The 21,448-nt window shown below is 61.7% G+C and carries 20 protein-coding genes; 13 read left to right on the top strand and 7 right to left on the bottom strand.

Translation table 11 applies throughout. The annotated features are described in order from the left end of the window. Window positions 1–57 precede the first annotated feature (57 nt). From AC07SI_RS01965 to AC07SI_RS01955, 3 genes are all read left to right on the top strand, one after another. Entirely contained in the window at window positions 58–675 is a 618-nt protein-coding gene (locus AC07SI_RS01965; protein ID WP_010213164.1) for a glutathione S-transferase N-terminal domain-containing protein, read from the top strand. A gap of 17 nt (window positions 676–692) precedes the next feature. Beyond that, entirely contained in the window at window positions 693–1,112 is a 420-nt protein-coding gene (locus tag AC07SI_RS01960; protein ID WP_065900671.1) for a ClpXP protease specificity-enhancing factor, read from the top strand. 158 nt (window positions 1,113–1,270) lie between these two features. After that, entirely contained in the window at window positions 1,271–2,020 is a 750-nt protein-coding gene (locus AC07SI_RS01955; RefSeq protein WP_025856285.1) for a FadR/GntR family transcriptional regulator, read from the top strand. A gap of 128 nt (window positions 2,021–2,148) precedes the next feature. Here the strand turns inward: AC07SI_RS01955 and AC07SI_RS01950 are convergent, their stop codons facing one another. Continuing rightward, window positions 2,149–3,306, bottom strand: a complete 1,158-nt coding sequence (locus AC07SI_RS01950; RefSeq protein WP_262135817.1) for a phospholipase — start codon at window positions 3,304–3,306, stop codon at window positions 2,149–2,151. 245 nt (window positions 3,307–3,551) lie between these two features. Here AC07SI_RS01950 and kdgD point away from each other — a divergent pair, with 245 nt between their 5' ends. The 5 genes from kdgD (at window position 3,552) to AC07SI_RS01925 (ending at window position 10,204) form a co-directional block, all read left to right on the top strand. Beyond that, on the top strand, window positions 3,552–4,463 hold the full coding sequence (kdgD, locus tag AC07SI_RS01945) for a 5-dehydro-4-deoxyglucarate dehydratase (protein WP_034102171.1): 912 nt from the start codon (window positions 3,552–3,554) through the stop codon (window positions 4,461–4,463). Window positions 4,464–4,517: 54 nt separating this feature from the next. Further along, a complete protein-coding gene (locus tag AC07SI_RS01940) occupies window positions 4,518–5,963 on the top strand; it encodes an aldehyde dehydrogenase family protein (RefSeq protein ID WP_065900678.1) in 1,446 nt (481 codons plus the stop codon). A gap of 182 nt (window positions 5,964–6,145) precedes the next feature. Next, the gene (locus AC07SI_RS01935; protein WP_065900680.1) at window positions 6,146–7,510 is read left to right on the top strand and encodes an MFS transporter; all 1,365 of its coding nucleotides are present in this window, start codon (window positions 6,146–6,148) and stop codon (window positions 7,508–7,510) included. Window positions 7,511–7,521: 11 nt separating this feature from the next. Then, window positions 7,522–9,075, top strand: a complete 1,554-nt coding sequence (gene garD, locus AC07SI_RS01930) for a galactarate dehydratase (RefSeq protein ID WP_106805154.1) — start codon at window positions 7,522–7,524, stop codon at window positions 9,073–9,075. A 187-nt stretch (window positions 9,076–9,262) separates the two neighbouring features. After that, window positions 9,263–10,204, top strand: a complete 942-nt coding sequence (locus AC07SI_RS01925; protein WP_021491890.1) for an AEC family transporter — start codon at window positions 9,263–9,265, stop codon at window positions 10,202–10,204. Window positions 10,205–11,005: 801 nt separating this feature from the next. Here the strand turns inward: AC07SI_RS01925 and AC07SI_RS01920 are convergent. The 6 genes from AC07SI_RS01920 to gatC form a co-directional block, all read right to left on the bottom strand. Beyond that, entirely contained in the window at window positions 11,006–11,389 is a 384-nt protein-coding gene (locus AC07SI_RS01920; RefSeq protein ID WP_495004977.1) for a carboxymuconolactone decarboxylase family protein, read from the bottom strand. Next, window positions 11,386–12,432, bottom strand: coding sequence for a calcium/sodium antiporter (locus AC07SI_RS01915; RefSeq protein WP_177343924.1), 1,047 nt, complete (start codon window positions 12,430–12,432; stop codon window positions 11,386–11,388). Before AC07SI_RS01915 ends, AC07SI_RS01920 begins: the two co-directional genes overlap by 4 nt. 58 nt (window positions 12,433–12,490) lie before the next feature. Then, complete coding sequence (locus AC07SI_RS01910) at window positions 12,491–12,862, bottom strand: septal ring lytic transglycosylase RlpA family protein (RefSeq protein WP_106805152.1); 372 nt, start codon at window positions 12,860–12,862, stop codon at window positions 12,491–12,493. 144 nt (window positions 12,863–13,006) lie between these two features. Beyond that, on the bottom strand, window positions 13,007–14,452 hold the full coding sequence (gatB, locus tag AC07SI_RS01905; protein ID WP_106805151.1) for an Asp-tRNA(Asn)/Glu-tRNA(Gln) amidotransferase subunit GatB: 1,446 nt from the start codon (window positions 14,450–14,452) through the stop codon (window positions 13,007–13,009). A gap of 10 nt (window positions 14,453–14,462) precedes the next feature. Further along, window positions 14,463–15,914, bottom strand: a complete 1,452-nt coding sequence (gene gatA / locus AC07SI_RS01900; protein ID WP_065900689.1) for an Asp-tRNA(Asn)/Glu-tRNA(Gln) amidotransferase subunit GatA — start codon at window positions 15,912–15,914, stop codon at window positions 14,463–14,465. Between the two features lie 16 nt (window positions 15,915–15,930). Further along, complete coding sequence (gene gatC, locus AC07SI_RS01895; protein WP_065900690.1) at window positions 15,931–16,218, bottom strand: Asp-tRNA(Asn)/Glu-tRNA(Gln) amidotransferase subunit GatC; 288 nt, start codon at window positions 16,216–16,218, stop codon at window positions 15,931–15,933. Window positions 16,219–16,428: 210 nt separating this feature from the next. Between gatC and mreB the strand changes: the two genes are divergently transcribed. From mreB to rng, 5 genes are all read left to right on the top strand, one after another. Further along, window positions 16,429–17,466: a rod shape-determining protein MreB gene (gene mreB, locus AC07SI_RS01890; RefSeq protein ID WP_002555108.1), complete on the top strand. Its 1,038-nt coding sequence runs from the start codon at window positions 16,429–16,431 to the stop codon at window positions 17,464–17,466. Window positions 17,467–17,606: 140 nt separating this feature from the next. Continuing rightward, window positions 17,607–18,749, top strand: coding sequence for a rod shape-determining protein MreC (gene mreC, locus AC07SI_RS01885; protein ID WP_495005048.1), 1,143 nt, complete (start codon window positions 17,607–17,609; stop codon window positions 18,747–18,749). Then, window positions 18,750–19,238 (top strand): rod shape-determining protein MreD, encoded by a 489-nt coding sequence (gene mreD, locus AC07SI_RS01880; RefSeq protein ID WP_003171788.1) that lies wholly within the window; start codon window positions 18,750–18,752, stop codon window positions 19,236–19,238. Window positions 19,239–19,289: 51 nt separating this feature from the next. Further along, on the top strand, window positions 19,290–19,886 hold the full coding sequence (locus AC07SI_RS01875) for a Maf family protein (protein WP_495004976.1): 597 nt from the start codon (window positions 19,290–19,292) through the stop codon (window positions 19,884–19,886). Between the two features lie 71 nt (window positions 19,887–19,957). After that, on the top strand, window positions 19,958–21,415 hold the full coding sequence (gene rng, locus AC07SI_RS01870; protein ID WP_010213134.1) for a ribonuclease G: 1,458 nt from the start codon (window positions 19,958–19,960) through the stop codon (window positions 21,413–21,415). Window positions 21,416–21,448 lie beyond the last annotated feature (33 nt).

The raw sequence follows: 21,448 nt of genomic DNA, 5'->3' as shown, positions 1-21,448 counted from the left end.
CCCTGGGCGCGCTCGTTTTTGAGCTTTCGATAATTTCAACAAGCGAGGAGGACCGCCATGGGCGTGACCAACCGGTTGGCCTGTTACTCCGACCCCGCCGACCACTATTCCCACCGAGTACGTATCGTGCTCGCAGAGAAGGGTGTCAGCGCCGAGATCATCAGTGTGGAGGCGGGCCGTCAGCCGCCGAAACTGATCGAAGTGAACCCTTACGGCAGCTTGCCCACCCTGGTCGATCGTGACCTGGCGTTGTGGGAGTCGACTGTGGTGATGGAATATCTGGATGAGCGTTACCCTCATCCGCCTTTGCTGCCGGTGTACCCGGTAGCGCGTGCCAACAGCCGCCTGCTGATCCATCGGATCCAGCGTGACTGGTGCGGGCTGGTGGATGTGATCCTGGATACACGTAGCAAAGAAGCCGCTCGGGTGCAGGCACGCAAGGAATTGCGTGAGAGCCTGACCGGTGTTTCGCCGCTGTTCGCCGACAAACCTTTTTTCCTGAGCGAGGAACAAAGCCTGGTGGATTGCTGCCTATTACCCATACTCTGGCGCTTGCCGATCCTGGGCATTGAACTGCCACGGCCGGCCAAGCCGTTGCTTGATTACATGGAGCGCCAGTTTGCGCGTGAGGCTTTCCAGGCGAGTCTGTCTGGTGTCGAACGCGATATGCGCTAAGGCTTAAGGAGCCGCTGATGAACTCCAGTCGACCCTACCTGGTCCGCGCGCTCTATGAGTGGATTGTGGACAATGATTGCACCCCGCACATGCTGGTCAATTCCGAATTTCCTGCGGTTCAGGTACCGCAGGGTTTTGCCAGTGATGGACAGATTGTGCTGAACGTATCACCGAGTGCCGTGCGCCACCTGCACATGGACAACGAGGCGGTCAGTTTCGAAGGGCGTTTCGGCGGTGTGCCGCACACGCTGTTCGTGCCGATTGGCGCCATCCTCGGGATCTACGCCCGGGAAAATGGCCAAGGCATGGTGTTCGATCTGGAGTCGCCTTTCGAGGATGACGAAGCGATCGAAAGCGAAGACGGTGATGATGTGCCGCCACCGGATGCCGAGCCACCGCGTCCAAGCGGTCGGCCGAGCCTGAAAGTGGTGAAGTAAGCGGCTTTCATCTTCGGATGAGCCGGGAAAATGCCTCGACCTGTGTCGGGGCCTTTTTTTGCGCGCAGGATATGGATGAAAGTCGTGACAGGACGGTGATCGTACAACCGCCATGGGCTATGATGCGTGCTCAAGTTCACCGAGAAAGATGATCCATCATGGAAAACGCCAACACCGCCCCTCGTCTTCCCCGCAAGCGTCGCAGCCTTGCCCAGGAATTGGTCACGGTGTTGTCCGAGCAGATCCGTGACGGGCAGCTCAAGCGCGGTGACAAGCTGCCCACCGAGTCGGCCATCATGGACGCCCATGGTGTCAGCCGTACCGTGGTGCGCGAGGCCATCTCGCGCTTGCAGGCGGCGGGGCAGGTGGAAACCCGGCATGGCATCGGCACCTTCGTGCTCGATACGCCAAGCCCGAGCGGCTTTCGCATCGACCCGGCCACGGTGGTGACCCTGCGTGATGTGCTGGCGATTCTCGAGTTGCGTATCAGCCTGGAAGTCGAATCCGCTGGCCTGGCCGCATTGCGCCGCAGCGACGAGCAACTGGCAGCCATGCGCGCCGCCCTCGACGCCCTGAATGAAAGCGCCGCGCACGCTGGCGATGCGGTTGCCTCAGACTTCGCCTTCCACCTGGAAATCGCGTTGTCCACCGGCAACCGCTATTTCACCGACATCATGACCCACCTGGGCACCAGCATCATTCCACGTACCCGCCTGAATTCGGCGCGCCTGGCCCACGATGACCAGCAGCACTACATGAGCCGCCTGAGCCGCGAGCACGAAGAGATTTATGAGGCGATTGCGCGCCAGGATTCGGACGCGGCGCGGGCGGCCATGCGCTTGCACCTGACCAATAGCCGTGAGCGGCTGCGCCATGCCCACGAAGAGGCAGAAGCGCAGCGCGGCTGACGGGGCCTGTAGGTGCCGGCTTGCCGGCGCTAGCGGAGTATCAGCCAATGAGGTTTGACTGACACTCCGCCATCGCGGGCAAGCCAGCTCGCACAGTTGATCTCCATTGTCTGGAGCAATGCGTGTACTTAGCTTGCGGGCTGGTTGGGCTTGTAGTCCTTGAGCAGCAGGTACGTACTCCATCCCCACCAATCATTGGTCCAGTGCCTGTCGTTCAGGTCATTCACATCCTTGCGCCGCAGCACTTTGTCTCCCTCCACCTTGAACAGCGGCGAGAAGTTGTTCGCCGGGTTCTGCGCGGCATTCAGGTCCGGCACATACAGCGGCGCCTTGAAGGTGGCCGGGGAGGGCGCCACGCCGCTGATAAAGGTCGCGAAGATTTCATCAGCCGAGGCCTGTACCGCGCGTTTGACCTGCAGCCGATTGTCCGCGTCGATGGCGTCGAAGTAGCGCTTGTCCCCATAGGCGTGCCATTGGTCGCCCATGGCGTTGCGCACCTTGAGGCCGAACTTGCTGTCTTCATCGTGCATGAAGCGGCTGATCAGCGAACCCAACTCCCCCGGCGTGACTACGGCGGCCAGCTGTTTGCGCGGCACACGCAGGTGCCCGGCGGAAAACAGGTCGGTCAGGAAGTGATCGGCAAAACTGTTCATCGCATACGCCAGTTCCAGCGCCTGGTCGGTGCCGGTCTGATGCGCCACGACGGCTTGCTGCAGCGCGGCCGTATGGCCTGCCAGGTACGCCGAGAGCGCCCATTCGCCGAAGTGGTCGGCATTGTCCGCCGCCAGTTTCAAATAGCGCCCCAGGGGAATCAGCGCCGACACCGCACTGCCGCCGCCGGTGATGCGGTTCCATTCCTCGGACAACGTATCACCCAGCGCGTCATAGGCTTCATGGGCTTGCTTGCCGTCCTTGATCGCCTGGTTGACCGCGTTGATTTCCTTTTGCATGACCGCGAGGATCTTGTGCGCTTCCTCGCGTGAAGCGGGCAACACGGCCAGGGAGTTGAACGCGGCGGTAAAGCGCTGGATGCGCTCGGCGGGGGAGGCGCCGTCGCTGATGGGTTGGCCGGGAATGCCATAAAAGTCGCCGCCCAGGGCGATCACTTGGCCGTAGGTGAGGGCCAGCCCGTTGGGCAGGTGCAACTCGACCTGTCGCGCAGGAATCGCCGGGGCGTCCTTGGCAAAGCGCAACAGGGTGTCGTCGCCGATGGCGGTGTGTTCACCCCCTTCGAAGCGCAGGGTAGGAGGGTTCTTTTCGGGTGCTGCGAGTTCTGGACCTGACATGTTAGCTCCTTGCTATGTCGTAGGAATCTTCCGTAATAACTGTATGCATATACAGTTGTCTCGAGCATAGAGGAATAAATTCCTACGTCAAGAACGCCTCTGCATGAGGTGTCGCCCACCCGCACGTGCACCACGGCGATGAATTGCAGTTGACGAAATTATTTATAGTTGTACGATGACGTACGACATCATCAAAACCAACAACAACCTTTCCATCGAAAGTTTTCGCCCAGGGTGTTCGAATAATGAATCCACAAGAACTGAAGTCCATCCTCTCCCACGGTCTGCTGTCTTTCCCGGTGACCGATTTCAACGCCCAGGGTGACTTCCACCAGGCGGGCTATATCAAGCGTCTGGAATGGCTGGCCCCGTACGGCGCCACTGCCTTGTTCGCCGCCGGTGGTACCGGTGAGTTTTTCTCCCTCGCCGCCAGCGAATATTCCCAGGTGGTCAAGACCGCCGTTGATACCTGCGCCACCAGCGTGCCGATCCTCGCGGGCGTGGGCGGTTCGACTCGCCAGGCCATCGAGTACGCCCAGGAAGCCGAGCGCCTTGGCGCCAAAGGCCTGCTGCTGCTGCCGCACTACCTGACCGAAGCCAGCCAGGACGGGGTTGCCGCCCACGTCGAAGCAGTGTGCAAGTCGGTCAAAATCGGCGTGGTGGTCTACAACCGCAACGTCTGCCGCCTGACTGCACCTTTGCTGGAACGCCTGGCCGAGCGCTGCCCGAACCTGATCGGCTACAAAGACGGCCTGGGCGACATTGAGTTAATGGTGTCGATTCGCCGTCGTCTCGGTGACCGTTTCAGCTACCTGGGCGGCCTGCCGACTGCAGAGGTTTACGCCGCTGCCTACAAGGCCCTGGGCGTGCCGGTGTACTCCTCGGCGGTGTTCAACTTTATTCCGAAGACCGCGATGGATTTCTACCACGCCATTGCCAAGGACGATCACGCCACCGTCGCCAAGATCATCGACGACTTCTTCCTGCCGTACCTGGACATCCGCAACCGCAAGGCGGGCTATGCGGTGAGCATCGTCAAGGCCGGTGCGAAAATCGCTGGCTACGACGCCGGCCCGGTGCGCACGCCGCTGACCGACCTGCTGCCGGAAGAATACGAAGCCCTGGCCGCGCTGATCGACAAGCAAGGCGCGCAATAACTTATCTACAAGGCCGCTGAGTAATCAGCGGCCTTTTGCGTCAGGAGAAGATTTGTGTCCCAAGCTCAGCGTTATGAAAACTACATCAATGGCCAGTGGGTGGCCGGTGCCGACTACTGCGTTAACCTCAACCCGTCGGAGTTGTCTGATGTCATTGGCGAATACGCCAAGGCTGACGTAGCCCAAGTCAATGCTGCCATCGACGCCGCCCGCGCCGCGTTCCCGGCCTGGTCCACTTCCGGGATCCAGGCGCGTCACGATGCGCTGGATAAAGTCGGCAGCGAAATCCTCGCCCGCCGTGAAGAACTCGGCACCTTGCTGGCCCGGGAAGAGGGCAAGACCCTGCCCGAAGCCATCGGCGAAGTGACTCGCGCCGGTAACATCTTCAAATTCTTCGCCGGTGAATGCCTGCGCCTGTCCGGTGACTACGTGCCGTCCGTACGCCCAGGCGTCAACGTCGAAGTTACCCGTGAAGCCCTGGGTGTGGTCGGCCTGATCACCCCGTGGAACTTCCCGATTGCGATCCCCGCCTGGAAAATCGCCCCGGCCCTGGCCTACGGCAACTGTGTGGTGATCAAGCCGGCTGAGCTGGTACCGGGCTGCGCCTGGGCCCTGGCCGAAATCATCTCTCGCGCAGGCTTCCCCGCCGGTGTGTTCAACCTGGTGATGGGCAGCGGCCGCGTGGTCGGCGACGTGCTGGTCAACAGCCCGAAAGTCGATGGCATCAGCTTCACCGGTTCGGTCGGCGTAGGTCGCCAGATCGCCGTCAGCTGCGTGTCGCGCCAGGCCAAAGTGCAGTTGGAAATGGGCGGCAAGAACCCGCAGATCATCCTCGACGACGCCGACCTCAAGCAGGCGGTCGAGTTGTCGGTGCAGAGTGCGTTCTACTCCACCGGCCAGCGTTGCACGGCCTCGAGCCGCTTGATCGTGACCGCCGGGATTCACGACCAGTTCGTCGCGGCCATGGCCGAGCGCATGAAGTCGATCAAGGTCGGCCACGCCCTCAAAAGCGGCACCGATATCGGCCCGGTCGTGTCCCAGGCCCAGTTGGACCAGGACCTCAAGTACATCGACATCGGCCAGAGCGAAGGCGCGCGGCTGGTCAGCGGTGGCGGCCTGGTCACTTGTGACACCGAAGGCTACTTCCTGGCGCCGACGCTGTTTGCCGACAGCGAAGCCGCCATGCGCATCAGCCGTGAAGAAATCTTCGGCCCAGTGGCCAACGTGGTGCGCGTGGCGGACTACGAGGCGGCGCTGGCCATGGCCAACGACACCGAGTTCGGCTTGTCGGCGGGCATTGCCACGACGTCGTTGAAGTACGCCAATCACTTCAAGCGCCACTCCCAGGCCGGGATGGTGATGGTCAACCTGCCGACCGCCGGCGTGGATTACCACGTGCCGTTCGGTGGCCGCAAAGGTTCCTCCTATGGTTCGCGCGAGCAGGGTCGCTATGCGCAAGAGTTCTACACCGTGGTGAAAACCAGCTACATCGGTTCGTAATACGCGACACCCGTGGCGCCTGCTTTGTGTGGGAGCTGAGTTGCCTGCGATAGCATCACCGGTGTGTGCCTGACACACCGAGGTGCCTGTATCGCGGGCAAGCCCGGCTCCCACATGAAAGCGGTCCCACCGACAAATAGACCATTACCCGCAAAAAAAATAATTAGTGGGAGTACTTCTACATGCAAGCGACCAAGCCGACCCACGTCCGCTATTTGATCCTGCTCATGCTGTTCCTGGTGACCACGATCAACTACGCCGACCGGGCCACCATCGCTATCGCCGGCTCCAGCCTGCAAAAAGACCTCGGCATCGACGCGGTCACCCTCGGTTATATCTTCTCCGCATTCGGTTGGGCCTACGTGGCCGGGCAAATCCCCGGCGGCTGGCTGCTGGATCGGTTCGGCTCGAAAAAAGTCTATGCCCTGAGCATTTTCACTTGGTCACTGTTCACCGTGCTGCAAGGCTATGTCGGTGAGTTCGGCGTCTCCACCGCAGTGGTTGCGCTGTTCATGCTGCGCTTCCTGGTGGGCCTGGCCGAAGCGCCGTCCTTTCCCGGCAATGCGCGAATCGTCGCGGCCTGGTTCCCCACCGCCGAGCGCGGCACGGCTTCGGCGATCTTCAACTCGGCGCAATACTTCGCCACGGTGCTGTTCGCGCCGTTGATGGGCTGGATCGTCTACAGCTTCGGCTGGCAGCACGTGTTTATCGTGATGGGCGGGATCGGCATTGTGTTCTCGCTGATCTGGCTCAAAGTTATCCACAGCCCACGCCAGCACCCGATGATCAACGAGGCCGAGTTCAATCACATCGCCGCCAACGGCGCGATGGTCGATATGGACCAGGACAAGGTCAAGGGTAAGAAAACTGACGGTCCGAAGTGGGATTACATCCGCCAACTGCTGACCAACCGCATGATGCTCGGCGTGTACCTGGGCCAGTACTGCATCAACGGCATCACCTATTTCTTCCTGACCTGGTTCCCGGTGTACCTGGTGCAGGACCGTGGCATGACCATTCTCAAGGCCGGTTTCATTGCCTCGTTGCCGGCGATCTGCGGCTTTATCGGCGGGGTACTGGGCGGGGTGATTTCCGACTACCTGTTGCGCAAGGGCCACTCGCTGACCTTCGCGCGCAAGGCGCCGATCATTGGCGGGTTGCTGGTGTCTTCCAGCATCGTGGCGTGCAACTACGTGGACATCGAATGGATGGTGGTGGGCTTCATGGCCCTGGCCTTCTTCGGCAAAGGCGTTGGCGCACTGGGTTGGGCGGTGGTGTCCGACACTTCGCCGAAACAAATCGCCGGGCTCAGTGGCGGCTTGTTCAACATGTTTGGCAACCTGGCGTCGATCAGCACGCCGATCGTGATCGGCTACATCATCAGCACCACCGGCTCGTTCAAGTGGGCACTGGTGTTTGTGGGCGCCAACGCGCTGCTGGCGGTGTTCAGCTACCTGGTGATCGTGGGTCCGATCAAACGTGTGGTACTCAAGGAGCCGCCAAGCAAAGGGCCTGAGTTGACTAACCTTACCGAAGCGCATTCCTGAGGGGCGATGTAATGCAGTTGATTGAACATGCCGACTCGCCGCGCTCGATTCGTTTGCACGAGCGCGACAATGTGGTGATCGTGGTCAATGACCAGGGCGTACCGGCCGGGACCGAGTTCCCGGACGGCCTGGTGACCGTGGATTTCATCCCCCAGAGCCACAAGGTGACCCTGGAAGATATTCCCGAGGGCGGTCAGATTATTCGCTACGGCCAGACCATCGGGTACGCCCTGGCGCCGATTCCGCGCGGCAGTTGGGTCCAGGAAGATCAACTGCGCATGCCGACCGCGCCGCCGCTGGACAGCCTGCCGCTGTCCACCGATGTGCCCGAAACCCAGGCTCCCCTCGAAGGCTTTACCTTCGAGGGCTACCGCAATGCCGACGGCACCGTGGGCACGCGCAATATCCTCGGCATCACCACCACGGTGCAATGCGTCACCGGTGTGCTGGACCATGCGGTCAAGCGCATCAAGGACGAGTTGCTGCCCAAGTACCCGCACGTGGATGACGTGGTCGCGCTGACCCACAGCTATGGCTGTGGCGTGGCCATCACCGCGACGGATGCCTACATTCCGATCCGCACGGTGCGCAATCTGGCGCGCAACCCGAACCTGGGCGGCGAAGCCCTGGTGATCAGCTTGGGCTGCGAGAAATTGCAGGCCGGGCAGGTGATGCACGACAACGACAGCTCCGTCGACCTGAGCGAGCCGTGGCTGTATCGATTGCAGGATTCCAGCCACGGCTTTACCGAGATGATCGAGCAGATCATGGCGTTGGCCGAAACCCGTTTGAAAAAGCTCGACCAGCGCCGCCGCGAAACCGTGCCGGCATCCGAGTTGATCCTGGGCATGCAGTGCGGCGGCAGTGATGCGTTTTCCGGCATCACCGCCAACCCCGCGCTGGGGTATGCGTCGGACCTGTTGTTGCGGGCCGGGGCGACGGTGATGTTTTCCGAAGTCACCGAAGTGCGCGACGCGATCTACCTGCTGACCTCCCGCGCGCAGACCCGGCAAGTCGCTGAGGAATTGGTCCGGGAAATGGACTGGTACGACCGCTACCTGGCCAAGGGCGAGGCGGATCGCAGCGCCAATACCACGCCGGGTAACAAGAAGGGTGGGTTGTCGAATATTGTCGAGAAGTCCCTGGGGTCTATCGTCAAGTCCGGCAGCAGCGCGATCAACGGCGTGCTGGGTCCGGGCGAACGCTTCAAGAGCAAGGGCCTGATCTTCTGCGCGACACCGGCCAGCGACTTTGTCTGTGGCACCTTGCAACTGGCGGCGGGGATGAACCTGCACGTGTTCACCACCGGGCGCGGCACGCCGTATGGGCTGGCGATGGCGCCGGTGGTGAAGGTTTCCACGCGCACGGAGCTGGCACAGCGCTGGCCGGACCTCATCGATATCGACGCCGGGCGCATTGCCACCGGGCGCGCGACCATCGAGGAGCTGGGCTGGGAGTTGTTCCATTTCTACCTGGATGTGGCCAGCGGCAAGAAGCAGACGTGGGCCGAGCAGCATAAGCTGCATAACGACATCACCTTGTTCAACCCCGCGCCGATTACCTGAGACTGGCGCGGACCTTGTAGGCGCTGGCTCGCCTGCGATAGCGGTGTATCAGTAACCGATGTAACGCCTGACACACCGCCATCGCAGGCAAGCCGGCTCTCACATTGAGCGAGTGTCAACCAGACGAACCGGTTCGTACTGGCTTATCATTAGCCACCTGACGACGCTCACCAAGGTTCTCCCCGGCATGCTGGCAATTTTCCTCACCACCCTCACCATCACCGCGCCGGTGTTTGCCATGCTGTTTCTGGGGGTGTTGCTCAAGCGCGTCAACTGGATCAACGACAACTTTATCCACACGGCCTCGTCCCTGGTGTTCAACGTCACCATGCCGGCGCTGCTGTTTCTTGGCATCCTGCATGCCGACCTGCACTCGGCGCTCAAGCCGGGCCTGCTGATCTACTTCGCTGTCGCCACGCTGTTGAGCTTTGCCCTGGCCTGGGGCTGGGCGATTTTTCGCTGCCCGCGTGAAGACCGTGGCATCTACACCCAGGGCGCGTTTCGCGGCAATAACGGTGTGATCGGCCTGGCGCTGGCCGCCAGCATGTACGGCGACTACGGTATCTCCCTTGGTGCGATTCTCGCGGCGCTGGTGATCCTGTTCTACAACACCCTGTCGACCATCGTGCTGGCGGTGTACAGCCCGGTGATCAAGTCCGACCCGTGGAGCATCTGCAAGAGTGTGGTGGCCAACCCGCTGATCATCAGCGTGATCGCCGCCACGCCGTTCGCGGTGTTCCAGATTGGCCTGCCGGGTTGGCTGGAGTCGTCGGGCCAGTACCTGGCGGACATGACCCTGCCCCTGGCGCTGATCTGCATCGGTGGCACCCTGTCGCTGGCGGCTTTGCGCAAAAGCGGCAGCATGGCGCTGAGTGCGAGTCTGGTGAAGATGATCGGCTTGCCCGTGGTGGCGACGCTGGGGGCATGGTTGCTGGGCTTTCGCGGGCCGGAGTTGGGGATCTTGTTCCTGTACTTCGGCGCGCCGACCGCAGCGGCCAGCTTTGTCATGGCCCGGGCGGCCGAGGGCAATCATGAGCTGGCGGCGGCGATTATCGTGATCACCACGCTGATGGCGGCGGTGACCACCAATATCGGGATTTTCGTGTTGCAGGCGGGGGGTTGGATCTGAGGTTGCAGGGCTCTTGAGGGCCAATCGCGAGCAAGCCAGCTCCCACAGGAATTGAGGTATGGCTCAGGCACTCGGGCATATGGAGATCAAATGTGGGAGCGGGCTTGCCTGCGAAAGCGGTGGGTCAGGCAACGAATGCATCAGCTGACAAGCCGCCTTCGCGAGCAAGCCCGCTCCCACAGGAATTGAGGTATGGCTCAGGCACTCGGGCATATGGAGATCAAATGTGGGAGCTGGCTTGCCTGCGAAAGCGGTGGGTCAGGCAACGAGTGCATCAGCTGACAGGCCGCTTTCGCGAGCAAGCCCGCTCCTACAGGAATTGAGGTATGGCTCAGGCCCCCGGGCCTATGGAGATCAAATGTGGGAGCTAGCTTGCCTGCGAAAGCGGTGGGTCAGGCACCTGATGCATCAACTGACACATTGCCTTCGCGAGCAAGCCCGCTCCCACAGGAGTTGAGGTATGGCTCAGGCACCCGGGCCTATGGAGATCAAATGTGGGAGCTGGCTTGCCTGCGAAGGCGGTGGGTCAGGCAACGAATGCATCAGCTGACAGGCCGCCTTCGCGAGCAAGCCCGCTCCCACAGAAATTGAGGTATGGCTCAGGCACCCGGGCATATGGAGATCAAATGTGGGAGCAACTGGCTTGCCTGCGAAGGCGGTGGGTCAGGCACCTGATGCATCAACTGACAAGCCGCCTTCGCGAGCAAGCCCGCTCCCACAGGAATTGAGGTATGGCTCAGGCACTCGGGCCTATGGAGATCAAATGTGTGTGCTGGCTTGCCTGCGAAAGCTAGCTCGCCGTCACGGCTGATCGGCCTGATACGCCTCAATCACTTCCTGCGCCGCGCGGAACGCATCAATCGCCGCCGGGACGCCGGCGTACACCGCGCAGTGCAGCAGTGCTTCGCGAATCTCCTCCACGGTACAGCCATTGTTCAGCGCGCCACGCACGTGGCCCTTGAGTTCCTGGGGGCACTTGAGCGCGGTCAGGGCGCAGAGGGTGATCAGGCTGCGGGTCTTCAGCGGCAGGCCTTCGCGGTTCCATACGCTGCCCCAGGCATGCTCGTTGACGAAATCCTGCAGCGGTTGGGTGAACTCGGTGGCGTTGCCCAGGGCACGGTCGACGAACACATCGCCCATTACCTGGCGACGCATCTCAACCCCGGGCTTTTTCTGATCGGTCATTGCGAATCCCTCTTGTGTTGGCGGCGCCAGGCTCGCAGCGTGCTGAACAACAGGAAAGCCACTAGCACTGGCAGGACGTAATACAGCATCAGTTGTTCCAGCTTGTTGGCCAGGGGCATGCCGGTGGTGAACGACATCACGTGCAGCCCGTACGCCAGGTACAGGCCCAGCAGCACCAGGCCTTCGGCGCGGGTCACGCGGTAACCGGTGTAGAACACCGGCAGGCACAGCACCACTACACCGAGCATCACCGGCAGGTCGAAATCCAGCGCATTGGGCGACACCGACAGCGGCGAGGGCGCGAGCAGGGCGGTGATCCCCAGCACGCCCAGCAGGTTGAACAGGTTGCTGCCTATCACGTTGCCCACGGCAATTTCCCGCTGCCCCCGTAGGGCGGCGATCAGTGAGGTGGCGAGGCAGGGCAGCGAGGTACCGACGCCGATCAGCGTGAGGCCGATGATGCGTTCCGAGAGGCCCAGGTCCGCTGCCACATCCACCGCCGCGCCCAGCAGCAAGTGCCCGGCCAGGACCAGCACCAGCAGGCCTGCGAGCATCAGCAGAACGCTGCTGAGCCACGGCGCGCGGGCCACGGTGTCGAGGGTGCGCGGGCGGCGGGAATGGCGCGTCTGGTAGTGCAGCACGCCCAGGTAGGCGACCAGCGCCAACAGCAACCACAAGCCGTCGACGGGTGTCAGTTCTTCATTGGCCGCCAAGGTGAATACCAGCAGCCCGGCGAGGATCATCACCGGGATATCCACGCGCACCAGTTGGCGTGAGACGCGCAGGGGAATGATCAGCGCCGACAGGCCCAGGGTCACGAGGATGTTGAAGATACTGCTGCCGATCACGCTGCCCACGGCGATATCGGTGTTGCCGGCCAGGGTGGCCTGCAGGCTGACGGTCATCTGTGGCGCACTGCTGCCAAAGGCGACGATGCTCAAGCCGATGATCAGCGGTCGCACTTTCAAGCTCGCGGCCAGGCGCACGGCGGCGCGCACCAGGACCTCGGCGCCAACGATCAGCAGCAGCAGGCCGCTGACCAGTTCGAGCAGGCTCCAGGGCGAGAGGGCGGTCAATCCGAAAATGGCCACGGCTGCGCCTTCAGTTGCTCATGGCTTGCACGCGCACGCGCGCAGTGCCACTGCCGAGCATGCCCAGTTGTTCGGCAGCCTTGCGTGAAAGGTCGATCAAGCGCCCACGCGTATGCGGGCCGCGATCGTTGATGCGGACCACGACGGATTTGTCGTTGTCCAGATTAGTCACCTTGACCTGGGTGCCGAAGGGCAGTTGCCGATGGGCCGCGGTCAGGGCGTTCTGGTTGAAGGGTTCACCGCTGGCGGTCTTGTTGCCATGGTGTTTGGCGCCGTAATAGGAGGCGGTGCCGGTTTCGTCGTAGCCGTTGGGGTTGATGATGCCGCTGGCGCAACCGGCCAGTAGGGAGAACAGGGCCAGCAGGCCGAGTAGACGCTTCATGCAAGGAGTCCCATTACAAATGTTGGAGTTGGCTTGCGTGGGAGCTGGCTTGCCTGCGATGGCTTCACCTCGGTGTAACTGATGCTCCGAGGCGCCTGCATCGCGGGCGAGCCCGGCTCCCACAGAAGCCGGGTCCTACACGTGTCAGCCTTCGAGCTTGCTCTTCAGCAATTCGTTCACCTGTTGCGGGTTGGCCTTGCCCTTGGAGGCTTTCATGGCCTGGCCGACAAAGAAGCCGAACATCTTGCCGCGCTTGGCTTCGTCTGCCGCACGGTACTGCTCGACCTGCTCGGCGTTGGCCGCCAGCATTTCATCCAGCACGGCCGAGATCGCGCCGCTGTCGGTGACTTGCTTGAGGCCACGCTTCTCGATGATTTCGTCGGCGCTGCCTTCACCGCTGGCCATCGCTTCGAACACGGTCTTGGCGATTTTGCCGGAGATGGTGTTGTCCTTGATGCGCAGCAGCATGCCGCCCAATTGCTCGGCGGACACCGGCGCTTCGTCGATTTCCAGGCCTTGCTTGTTCAGCAGGCTGCCCAGCTCAACCATCACCCAGTTGGCCGCCAACTTGGCGTCACCGGCGATGCTCACGACTTTCTCGAAGTAGTTGGCTTGTTCACGGCTGGAAGCCAGGACGCTGGCATCGTAGACCGACAGGCCGAACTGCTCCTGGAAGCGCTCGCGTTTCTGCTGTGGCAATTCCGGCAACGTGGCGCGGATGTCGTTGAGGAACGAGTCTTCAAGGACGACCGGCAACAGGTCCGGATCGGGGAAGTAACGATAGTCGTTGGCTTCCTCCTTGCTGCGCATGGCGCGGGTTTCGTCTTTGTTCGGGTCGTACAGGCGGGTCTGCTGGATGACCTTGCCGCCGTCTTCGATCAGCTCGATCTGGCGACGCACTTCGCTGTTGATCGCCTTCTCGATGAAACGGAACGAGTTGACGTTTTTGATCTCGCAACGGGTGCCGAACTCGACCTGGCCCTTGGGCCGGATCGACACGTTGCAGTCACAGCGCAGCGAACCTTCGGCCATGTTGCCGTCGCAGATGCCCAGGTAGCGCACCAGCGCGTGGATGGTCTTGACGTAGGCCACGGCTTCCTTGGCGCTGCGCATGTCCGGCTCGGACACGATCTCCAGCAACGGCGTGCCGGCGCGGTTCAGGTCGATACCGGTGGCGCCCGGGAATTCTTCGTGCAGGCTCTTGCCGGCGTCTTCTTCCAGGTGCGCGCGGGTTACGCCGACACGCTTGATGGTGCCGTCTTCCAGCGGGATGTCCAGGTGGCCCTTGCCGACGATCGGCAACTCCATCTGGCTGATCTGGTAGCCCTTGGGCAGGTCCGGGTAGAAGTAGTTCTTGCGCGCGAACACGTTGTGCTGGCCGATCTCGGCGTCGATCGCCAGGCCGAACATCACCGCCATGCGCACCGCTTCCTGGTTCAGCACCGGCAGGACACCGGGCATGCCCAGGTCGACCAGGCTGGCCTGGGTATTGGGCTCGGAGCCGAACGTGGTGGCGCTACCGGAGAAAATCTTCGATTGGGTGGCGAGCTGGGTATGAATCTCCAGCCCGATCACAACTTCCCATTGCATAGTGTTCTCCTCAGAAGCCGGTAGGGGTGCGGGTGTGCCAGTCGGTGTGCAACTGGTACTGGTGCGCCACATTGAGCAGGCGGCCTTCCTGGAAATACGGGGCGAGCAGTTGCACGCCGACCGGCAGGCCATCGACGAAACCGGCGGGCATGGACAAGCCCGGCAGGCCCGCGAGGTTTGCGGTGATGGTGTACAGGTCTTCCAGGTATTCGGCGATCGGGTCGCCGGTCTTGGCGCCGATCTTCCAGGCCGGGTTGGGCGTGGTTGGGCCGAGGATGACGTCGACTTCTTCAAAGGCCGCCATGAAGTCGTTCTTGATCAGGCGACGGATTTTTTGCGCCTTGAGGTAGTACGCGTCGTAGTAACCGGCCGACAGCGCGTAGGCACCGACCATGATCCGGCGTTGTACTTCGACACCGAAGCCTTCGCCGCGCGAGCGTTTGTACAGGTCGGTAAGGTCTTTCGGGTTTTCGCAGCGATAGCCAAAACGCACGCCGTCGAAGCGCGACAGGTTGGAGGAGGCTTCAGCGGGCGCGATCACGTAGTACGCAGGAATCGCGTGCTGGTTGTTCGGCAGGCTGATTTCCTTGATCACGGCGCCGAGCTTTTCCAGCTCCTTGACGCTGTTGTGCACCAATTCGGCGATACGCGGGTCGAGGCCGGCGCTGAAGTATTCCTTCGGCACGCCGATGCGCAGGCCCTTGAGCGAGGTATTGAGGCTGGCGCTGTAGTCCGGCACCGGCTCATCGATGCTGGTGGAGTCCTGTTTATCGAAGCCTGCCATGCCTTGTAACAAAATCGCGCAGTCTTCGGCGGTGCGAGCCAGGGGGCCGCCCTGATCGAGGCTGGATGCGTAGGCGATCATGCCCCAGCGGGAAACACGACCGTAGGTCGGTTTCAGGCCGGTGAGGTTGGTGAAGGCCGCCGGCTGGCGGATCGAGCCGCCGGTATCGGTGGCGGTGGCAGCCGGCAGGAAGCGAGCCGCCACGGCCGCAGCCGAACCACCGGACGAACCGCCGGGCACGTGCTCCAGGTTCCACGGGTTTTTCACCGCGCCGTAGTAGCTCGACTCGTTGGCCGAGCCCATGGCGAATTCGTCCATGTTGGTCTTGCCCAGGGTCACGGCCCCGGCGGCAGCCAGCTTGGACACCACGGTGGCGTCGTAGGGCGCCTTGAAGTTGTCGAGCATCTTCGAGCCGCAGCTGGTGCGAATGCCCTGGGTGCAGAACAAGTCCTTGTGGGCGATCGGCGCGCCCAGCAGGGCACCGTTCTCACCGTTGGCGCGACGTGCGTCGGCGGCCTTGGCCTGGCTCAGGGCCAGTTCCTCGGTGAGGCTGATGAAGCTGTTGACCTTTGGATCGTGCTCGGCGATGCGCGCCAGCAGGGTCTTGGTCAACTCTTCGGAAGAAAACTTTTTATCGGCGAGACCGCGGGCGATCTCGGCCAGAGTCATGTGATGCATTGCAGGCTCTTTCCCTTTAGTCGATGACTTTCGGAACCAGGTACAGGCCGTTTTCGACCGCTGGCGCGATGGACTGGTAGGCCTCGCGATTATTACTCTCGGTCACGACGTCTGCGCGCAGGCGCTGGCTGGCTTCCAGCGGGTGAGCCAGGGGCTCGATGCCGTCGGTGTCCACGGCCTGCATTTGGTCAACCAGCCCGAGAATGCTGTTCAGGGCTGCGGTGGTCTGTGGAAGATCGGCTTCATTCAGGCCAAGCGAGGCCAGATGAGCGATTTTTTCCACGTCGGAGCGTTCAAGCGCCATGGGAATCTCCAGTGGAAAACAGAACGGAGGCTGTCCGTGTGTTAGATTGTCGGAACACTACCGCATTTCTACGGTCTTACGGCCGCGATTGTGGGGGTTGGTGCACAGAAAGTCGGCCAATTTAGCACATTGGCGCCTTGCCCAAAATCCCTGTCGTTGTTAGAGTTTGCCGCACTTTTTTACCCACGCGTTGCCTAGGGTCCCTTTCCCATGTTCAAGAAACTGCGTGGCATGTTTTCCAGCGATCTTTCCATTGACCTGGGCACTGCCAACACCCTTATTTACGTGCGCGAGCGCGGTATCGTCCTGAATGAGCCATCGGTTGTGGCCATTCGGACCCATGGTAATCAGAAAAGTGTCGTTGCCGTTGGCACCGAGGCCAAGCGCATGCTCGGCCGTACACCAGGCAATATTGCTGCCATTCGTCCGATGAAAGACGGCGTGATCGCCGACTTCAGTGTCTGCGAGAAGATGCTGCAGTACTTCATCAACAAGGTTCATGAAAACAGTTTCCTGCAGCCCAGCCCTCGTGTGCTGATCTGCGTTCCATGCAAGTCCACCCAGGTGGAGCGTCGTGCCATCCGTGAATCGGCGCTCGGTGCCGGTGCCCGCGAAGTGTTCCTGATCGAAGAGCCAATGGCCGCTGCGATCGGTGCCGGCCTGCCGGTTGAAGAAGCCCGCGGTTCGATGGTGGTGGATATCGGTGGCGGTACCACTGAAATCGCCCTGATCTCCCTGAACGGTGTGGTGTATGCCGAATCCGTACGGGTTGGCGGCGACCGCTTCGACGAAGCGATCATCACCTATGTACGTCGCAACTACGGCAGCCTGATCGGCGAATCCACCGCCGAGCGCATCAAGCAGGAAATCGGTACCGCTTACCCGGGCGGCGAAGTTCGCGAAGTCGATGTTCGCGGTCGCAACCTGGCCGAAGGCGTTCCACGTGCCTTCACCCTGAACTCCAATGAAGTGCTGGAAGCTCTGCAAGAGTCCCTGGCCACCATCGTTCAGGCTGTGAAGAGCGCCCTGGAGCAATCGCCGCCGGAACTGGCTTCCGACATCGCCGAGCGTGGCCTGGTGCTGACCGGTGGTGGCGCCTTGCTGCGCGACCTCGACAAGCTGCTGGCCCAGGAAACCGGCCTGCCGGTGATCGTTGCCGAAGACCCGCTGACCTGCGTCGCTCGTGGCGGTGGCCGTGCACTGGAAATGATGGATAAACACACCATGGACCTGCTCTCCAGCGAATAAGAGTTTGCTGGTTTGCCCATGTTTCGCCCGCAGGCAGCACTTTGCAGTGCTGCCTGTTGGCGTTTATCTTCTTCAATCTGCATCCAGGCCGGTTAGATGCCGTATGAATAAAGAGAACATTTGCCTGGGAGGAGCGGCTTATTAAACCGCTTTTCGCCAAAGGCCCCTCATTGGGCGTGCGCCTGCTGGTGCTGGTCGTGCTTTCGGTCGCGCTGATGGTGGTCGATGCCCGCTTTGCACTGCTCAAGCCTGTGCGTAGCCAGATGTCGCTGGTGTTGATGCAGACATACTGGATCACCGACCTGCCGCAACGTCTGTACCAGGGCGTGGCCAGCCAATTCGGCAGCCGCACCGAGCTGGTCGCCGAGAACGAAAAACTCAAGACCGAAAACCTGCTGTTGCAGGGGCGCATGCAAAAGCTCGCGGCCCTCACCGAGCAGAACGTTCGGCTGCGCGAGTTGCTCAACTCTTCCGCACTGGTCAACGAAAAGGTCGAAGTGGCCGAGTTGATCGGCATGGACCCCAACCCCTTTACCCACCGCATCATCATCAACAAGGGTGAGCGCGATGGCGTAGTGCTCGGTCAGCCGGTGCTCGACGCGCGTGGCCTGATGGGGCAGGTGGTCGAGTTGATGCCCTATACCTCGCGAGTGCTGTTGCTGACGGACACGACCCACAGCATTCCCGTGCAGGTCAACCGTAACGGCCTGCGCGCGATTGCCAGCGGTACCGGCAACCCGGAACGCCTGGAATTGCGCCACGTCGCCGATACGGCCGACATCAAGGAAGGCGACCTGCTGGTCAGCTCCGGCCTGGGCCAGCGCTTCCCGGCGGGTTACCCGGTGGCGACGGTCAAGGAAGTGATCCACGATTCCGGCCAGCCCTTCGCGATTGTGCGCGCGGTGCCGACTGCCGCCTTGAACCGCAGCCGCTACCTGCTGCTGGTGTTCAGTGACAACCGTACCCCGGAAGAGCGCGCCAACGAAGCTGCCCAGGCCCAGGAAGCGGAAGACAAGAAGAACGGCACCACGCCCATCATTCCTGCGACCGTGCCCAAGCCTGCCGCTGCTGCACCGGTTACGCCCGCGGTGGCCCCGGCTGCAGCGCCTGTGGCGACCGCCGTGAAGCCTGCGACGCATACCACGCATCCGGTTAAACCGGCGGCGACCAAACCCCCTGCGTCAACGCCAGTTGCTGCACCGGCGGCCAAGCCGCCCGTGACGGCACCGGCCGCCCGCCCAGCGACCACCGCTCCGGCGACCACACGGCAGAGGGAGGAATAAATGGCCGGTACTCATTCGCGCAATGGCTGGATCGTCTGGCTGACGTTCGCCATCGGCTTGTTGCTCAGTGTTTCGCCACTGCCGCAATTCATGGAAATCCTGCGTCCGCTCTGGCTGGCGTTGTTGCTGGCTTTCTGGTCGCTGAACCTGCCGCACAAAGTCGGCATGGTCACGGCCATGTTTCTGGGCTTGGCGGAAGATGTGCTGTATGGCACCTTGCTGGGCCAGAACGCATTGATCCTGACGCTGATCACTTTCCTGGTGCTGTCGTTGCAGCAACGCCTGCGCATGTTTCCCATGTGGCAGCAATGCCTGGTGATCCTGGTGATCTTCGGCCTGGCGCAGCTGGTGCAACTCTGGCTGAGCGCCCTGACCGGCAATCGCCAGCCAACCCTGGCACTGGTGCTGCCGGCCCTGGTCAGCGCCTTGTTGTGGCCGTGGATCAGTTTCGGCCTGCGTGGGTTACGTCGTCGCTATAAAATCAATTGAATGGATTGCGAGGCTCTGCCTGGTTATCGAACTCTACAGGGAGAGTCTGCAATGAATTCGCTTTACCTGGCCTCGGGCTCCCCGCGGCGGCGTGAACTGCTGACCCAGATCGGTGTGCCTTTCACCGTGGTCAGCGCCGCCATTGATGAAACCCCTCTTACCAACGAAACCGCCGTTGCCTACGTCGAGCGTCTTGCTCGCGGCAAGGCAGCGGCGGGTTTTGCTGCGCTTGAACACACCGCCGGCGCTTGTGTGCTGGGCGCCGACACTGCCGTGATTGTGGACGGCAAGATCCTCGGCAAGCCGGTAGACCAGGCCGACGCGCTGGCGATGCTGATGGCCCTGGCAGGGCGTGAGCATGAAGTGCTGACCGCCATTGCCCTGACTGACGGCCAGCGCTGCGAAACCCACTGTGTAAGCAGTCGCGTACGGTTTCGCGGGATTTCTGTCGAAGAGGCTACAACCTACTGGCACAGTGGCGAATCCCAGGACAAAGCGGGCGGCTATGCTATCCAGGGCCTGGGTTCGGTGTTCGTTGCCGGTCTCAATGGCAGTTATTCCGCCGTGGTGGGCCTGCCGGTGTGCGAAACCGCGCAACTGCTCGCCCAATTCGGCATACCCTGTTGGCAACACCTTACCGCGCGCTGAACGCCTTTAATTGCGCGCCCAGCCTTAAGCGATCGGTCACTATTGTGAAAATGCCTGAACGAGACCCAGCCATGAGTGAAGAGATTCTGATCAATATCACGCCGATGGAATCGCGCGTGGCGGTGGTAGAGAACGGTGTTCTGCAAGAAGTGCACGTCGAGCGCACCCAGAAGCGCGGGATCGTCGGCAATATCTACAAAGGCAAGGTGGTGCGAGTACTGCCGGGGATGCAGGCCGCATTCGTCGACATCGGCCTGGACCGTGCTGCGTTTATCCACGCCTCGGAAATTTCCCTGCGCGAGGGCCCGGCTGTCGAAAGCATCAGCGCCCTGGTGCACGAAGGGCAGAGCCTGGTGGTGCAAGTCACCAAGGACCCCATCGGCTCCAAGGGCGCACGGCTGACAACCCAGCTGTCGATCCCGTCGCGCTACCTGGTGTACATGCCGCGTACCGCGCATGTCGGCATTTCGCTGAAGATCGAAGACGAAGCCGAGCGCGAGCGCCTGAAAAAGGTGGTCAGCGACTGTGTGGCGGCCGAAGGTATCAAGGAAGCCGGCGGTTTTATCCTGCGCACGGCTGCCGAAGGCGCCGGTGCCGATGAAATCCTCATGGATATCCGCTACCTGCGGCGCCTGTGGGACCAGATCGGCGCGCAGATCAAGACCATCGGTGCGCCGAGCGTTATCTACGAAGACCTCGGTCTGGCCCTGCGGACCTTGCGCGACCTGGTCAGCCCGAAGATCGAGAAAATTCGCATCGACTCGCGGGAAACCTTCCAGCGAACCACGCAATTTGTTGCCGAATTGATGCCGGAAATTGCCGACCGCCTGGAGCATTACCCGGGCGAGCGGCCGATCTTCGACCTGTATGGCGTCGAGGACGAGATCCAGAAAGCCCTGGAACGCAAGGTCCCGCTCAAGTCGGGCGGCTACCTGGTGGTGGACCCGGCGGAAGCCATGACCACCATCGACGTCAACACCGGGGCGTTTGTCGGTCACCGCAACCTCGAAGAAACCATCTTCAAGACCAACCTCGAAGCGGCCACCGCGATTGCCCGTCAACTGCGCCTGCGCAATCTGGGCGGCATCATCATCATCGACTTCATCGACATGGAAGACGAAGAGCACCAGCGCCAGGTGTTGCGCACCCTGGAGAAACAGCTGGAACGCGATCACGCCAAGACCAACATCATCGGCATTACCGAGCTGGGCCTGGTGCAGATGACCCGCAAACGCACGCGCGAAAGCCTGGAGCAAGTGCTGTGCGAGCCTTGCAGCAGCTGCCAGGGGCGCGGCAAGTTGAAGACCCCGGAAACGGTTTGCTACGAGATTTTCCGCGAAATCCTACGGGAGGCGCGTGCCTACCAGGCCGAAGGCTATAGAGTGCTCGCCAACCAGAAAGTGGTCGACCGGTTGCTCGACGAGGAGTCCGGCAACGTGGCAGAACTGGAAGGTTTTATCGGGCGCACGATCCGCTTCCAGGTTGAAACCATGTATTCCCAGGAACAATACGACGTGGTGCTGCTCTGATCCCCAATCGTTTTCTTTTTACGAGACCTGCAG

The organism is Pseudomonas sp. GW821-FHT05D12, from assembly GCF_059419825.1.
The sequence above is the reverse complement of the archived record's forward strand: the minus strand, read 5'-3'. Positions and strand labels throughout refer to the sequence as shown.

Bases quoted from the DNA above. Each gene is read 5' to 3' on its own strand.
- AC07SI_RS01965 (WP_010213164.1), top strand. From the start codon at position 58: ATGGGCGTGACCAACCGGTTGGCCTGTTACTCCGACCCCGCCGACCAC.
- AC07SI_RS01960 (WP_065900671.1), top strand. From the start codon at position 693: ATGAACTCCAGTCGACCCTACCTGGTCCGCGCGCTCTATGAGTGGATT.
- AC07SI_RS01955 (WP_025856285.1), top strand. From the start codon at position 1,271: ATGGAAAACGCCAACACCGCCCCTCGTCTTCCCCGCAAGCGTCGCAGC.
- AC07SI_RS01950 (WP_262135817.1), bottom strand. From the start codon at position 3,306: ATGTCAGGTCCAGAACTCGCAGCACCCGAAAAGAACCCTCCTACCCTG.
- kdgD (WP_034102171.1), top strand. From the start codon at position 3,552: ATGAATCCACAAGAACTGAAGTCCATCCTCTCCCACGGTCTGCTGTCT.
- AC07SI_RS01935 (WP_065900680.1), top strand. From the start codon at position 6,146: ATGCAAGCGACCAAGCCGACCCACGTCCGCTATTTGATCCTGCTCATG.
- garD (WP_106805154.1), top strand. From the start codon at position 7,522: ATGCAGTTGATTGAACATGCCGACTCGCCGCGCTCGATTCGTTTGCAC.
- AC07SI_RS01925 (WP_021491890.1), top strand. From the start codon at position 9,263: ATGCTGGCAATTTTCCTCACCACCCTCACCATCACCGCGCCGGTGTTT.
- AC07SI_RS01920 (WP_495004977.1), bottom strand. From the start codon at position 11,389: ATGACCGATCAGAAAAAGCCCGGGGTTGAGATGCGTCGCCAGGTAATG.
- AC07SI_RS01910 (WP_106805152.1), bottom strand. From the start codon at position 12,862: ATGAAGCGTCTACTCGGCCTGCTGGCCCTGTTCTCCCTACTGGCCGGT.
- gatB (WP_106805151.1), bottom strand. From the start codon at position 14,452: ATGCAATGGGAAGTTGTGATCGGGCTGGAGATTCATACCCAGCTCGCC.
- gatA (WP_065900689.1), bottom strand. From the start codon at position 15,914: ATGCATCACATGACTCTGGCCGAGATCGCCCGCGGTCTCGCCGATAAA.
- gatC (WP_065900690.1), bottom strand. From the start codon at position 16,218: ATGGCGCTTGAACGCTCCGACGTGGAAAAAATCGCTCATCTGGCCTCG.
- mreB (WP_002555108.1), top strand. From the start codon at position 16,429: ATGTTCAAGAAACTGCGTGGCATGTTTTCCAGCGATCTTTCCATTGAC.
- mreD (WP_003171788.1), top strand. From the start codon at position 18,750: ATGGCCGGTACTCATTCGCGCAATGGCTGGATCGTCTGGCTGACGTTC.
- AC07SI_RS01875 (WP_495004976.1), top strand. From the start codon at position 19,290: ATGAATTCGCTTTACCTGGCCTCGGGCTCCCCGCGGCGGCGTGAACTG.
- rng (WP_010213134.1), top strand. From the start codon at position 19,958: ATGAGTGAAGAGATTCTGATCAATATCACGCCGATGGAATCGCGCGTG.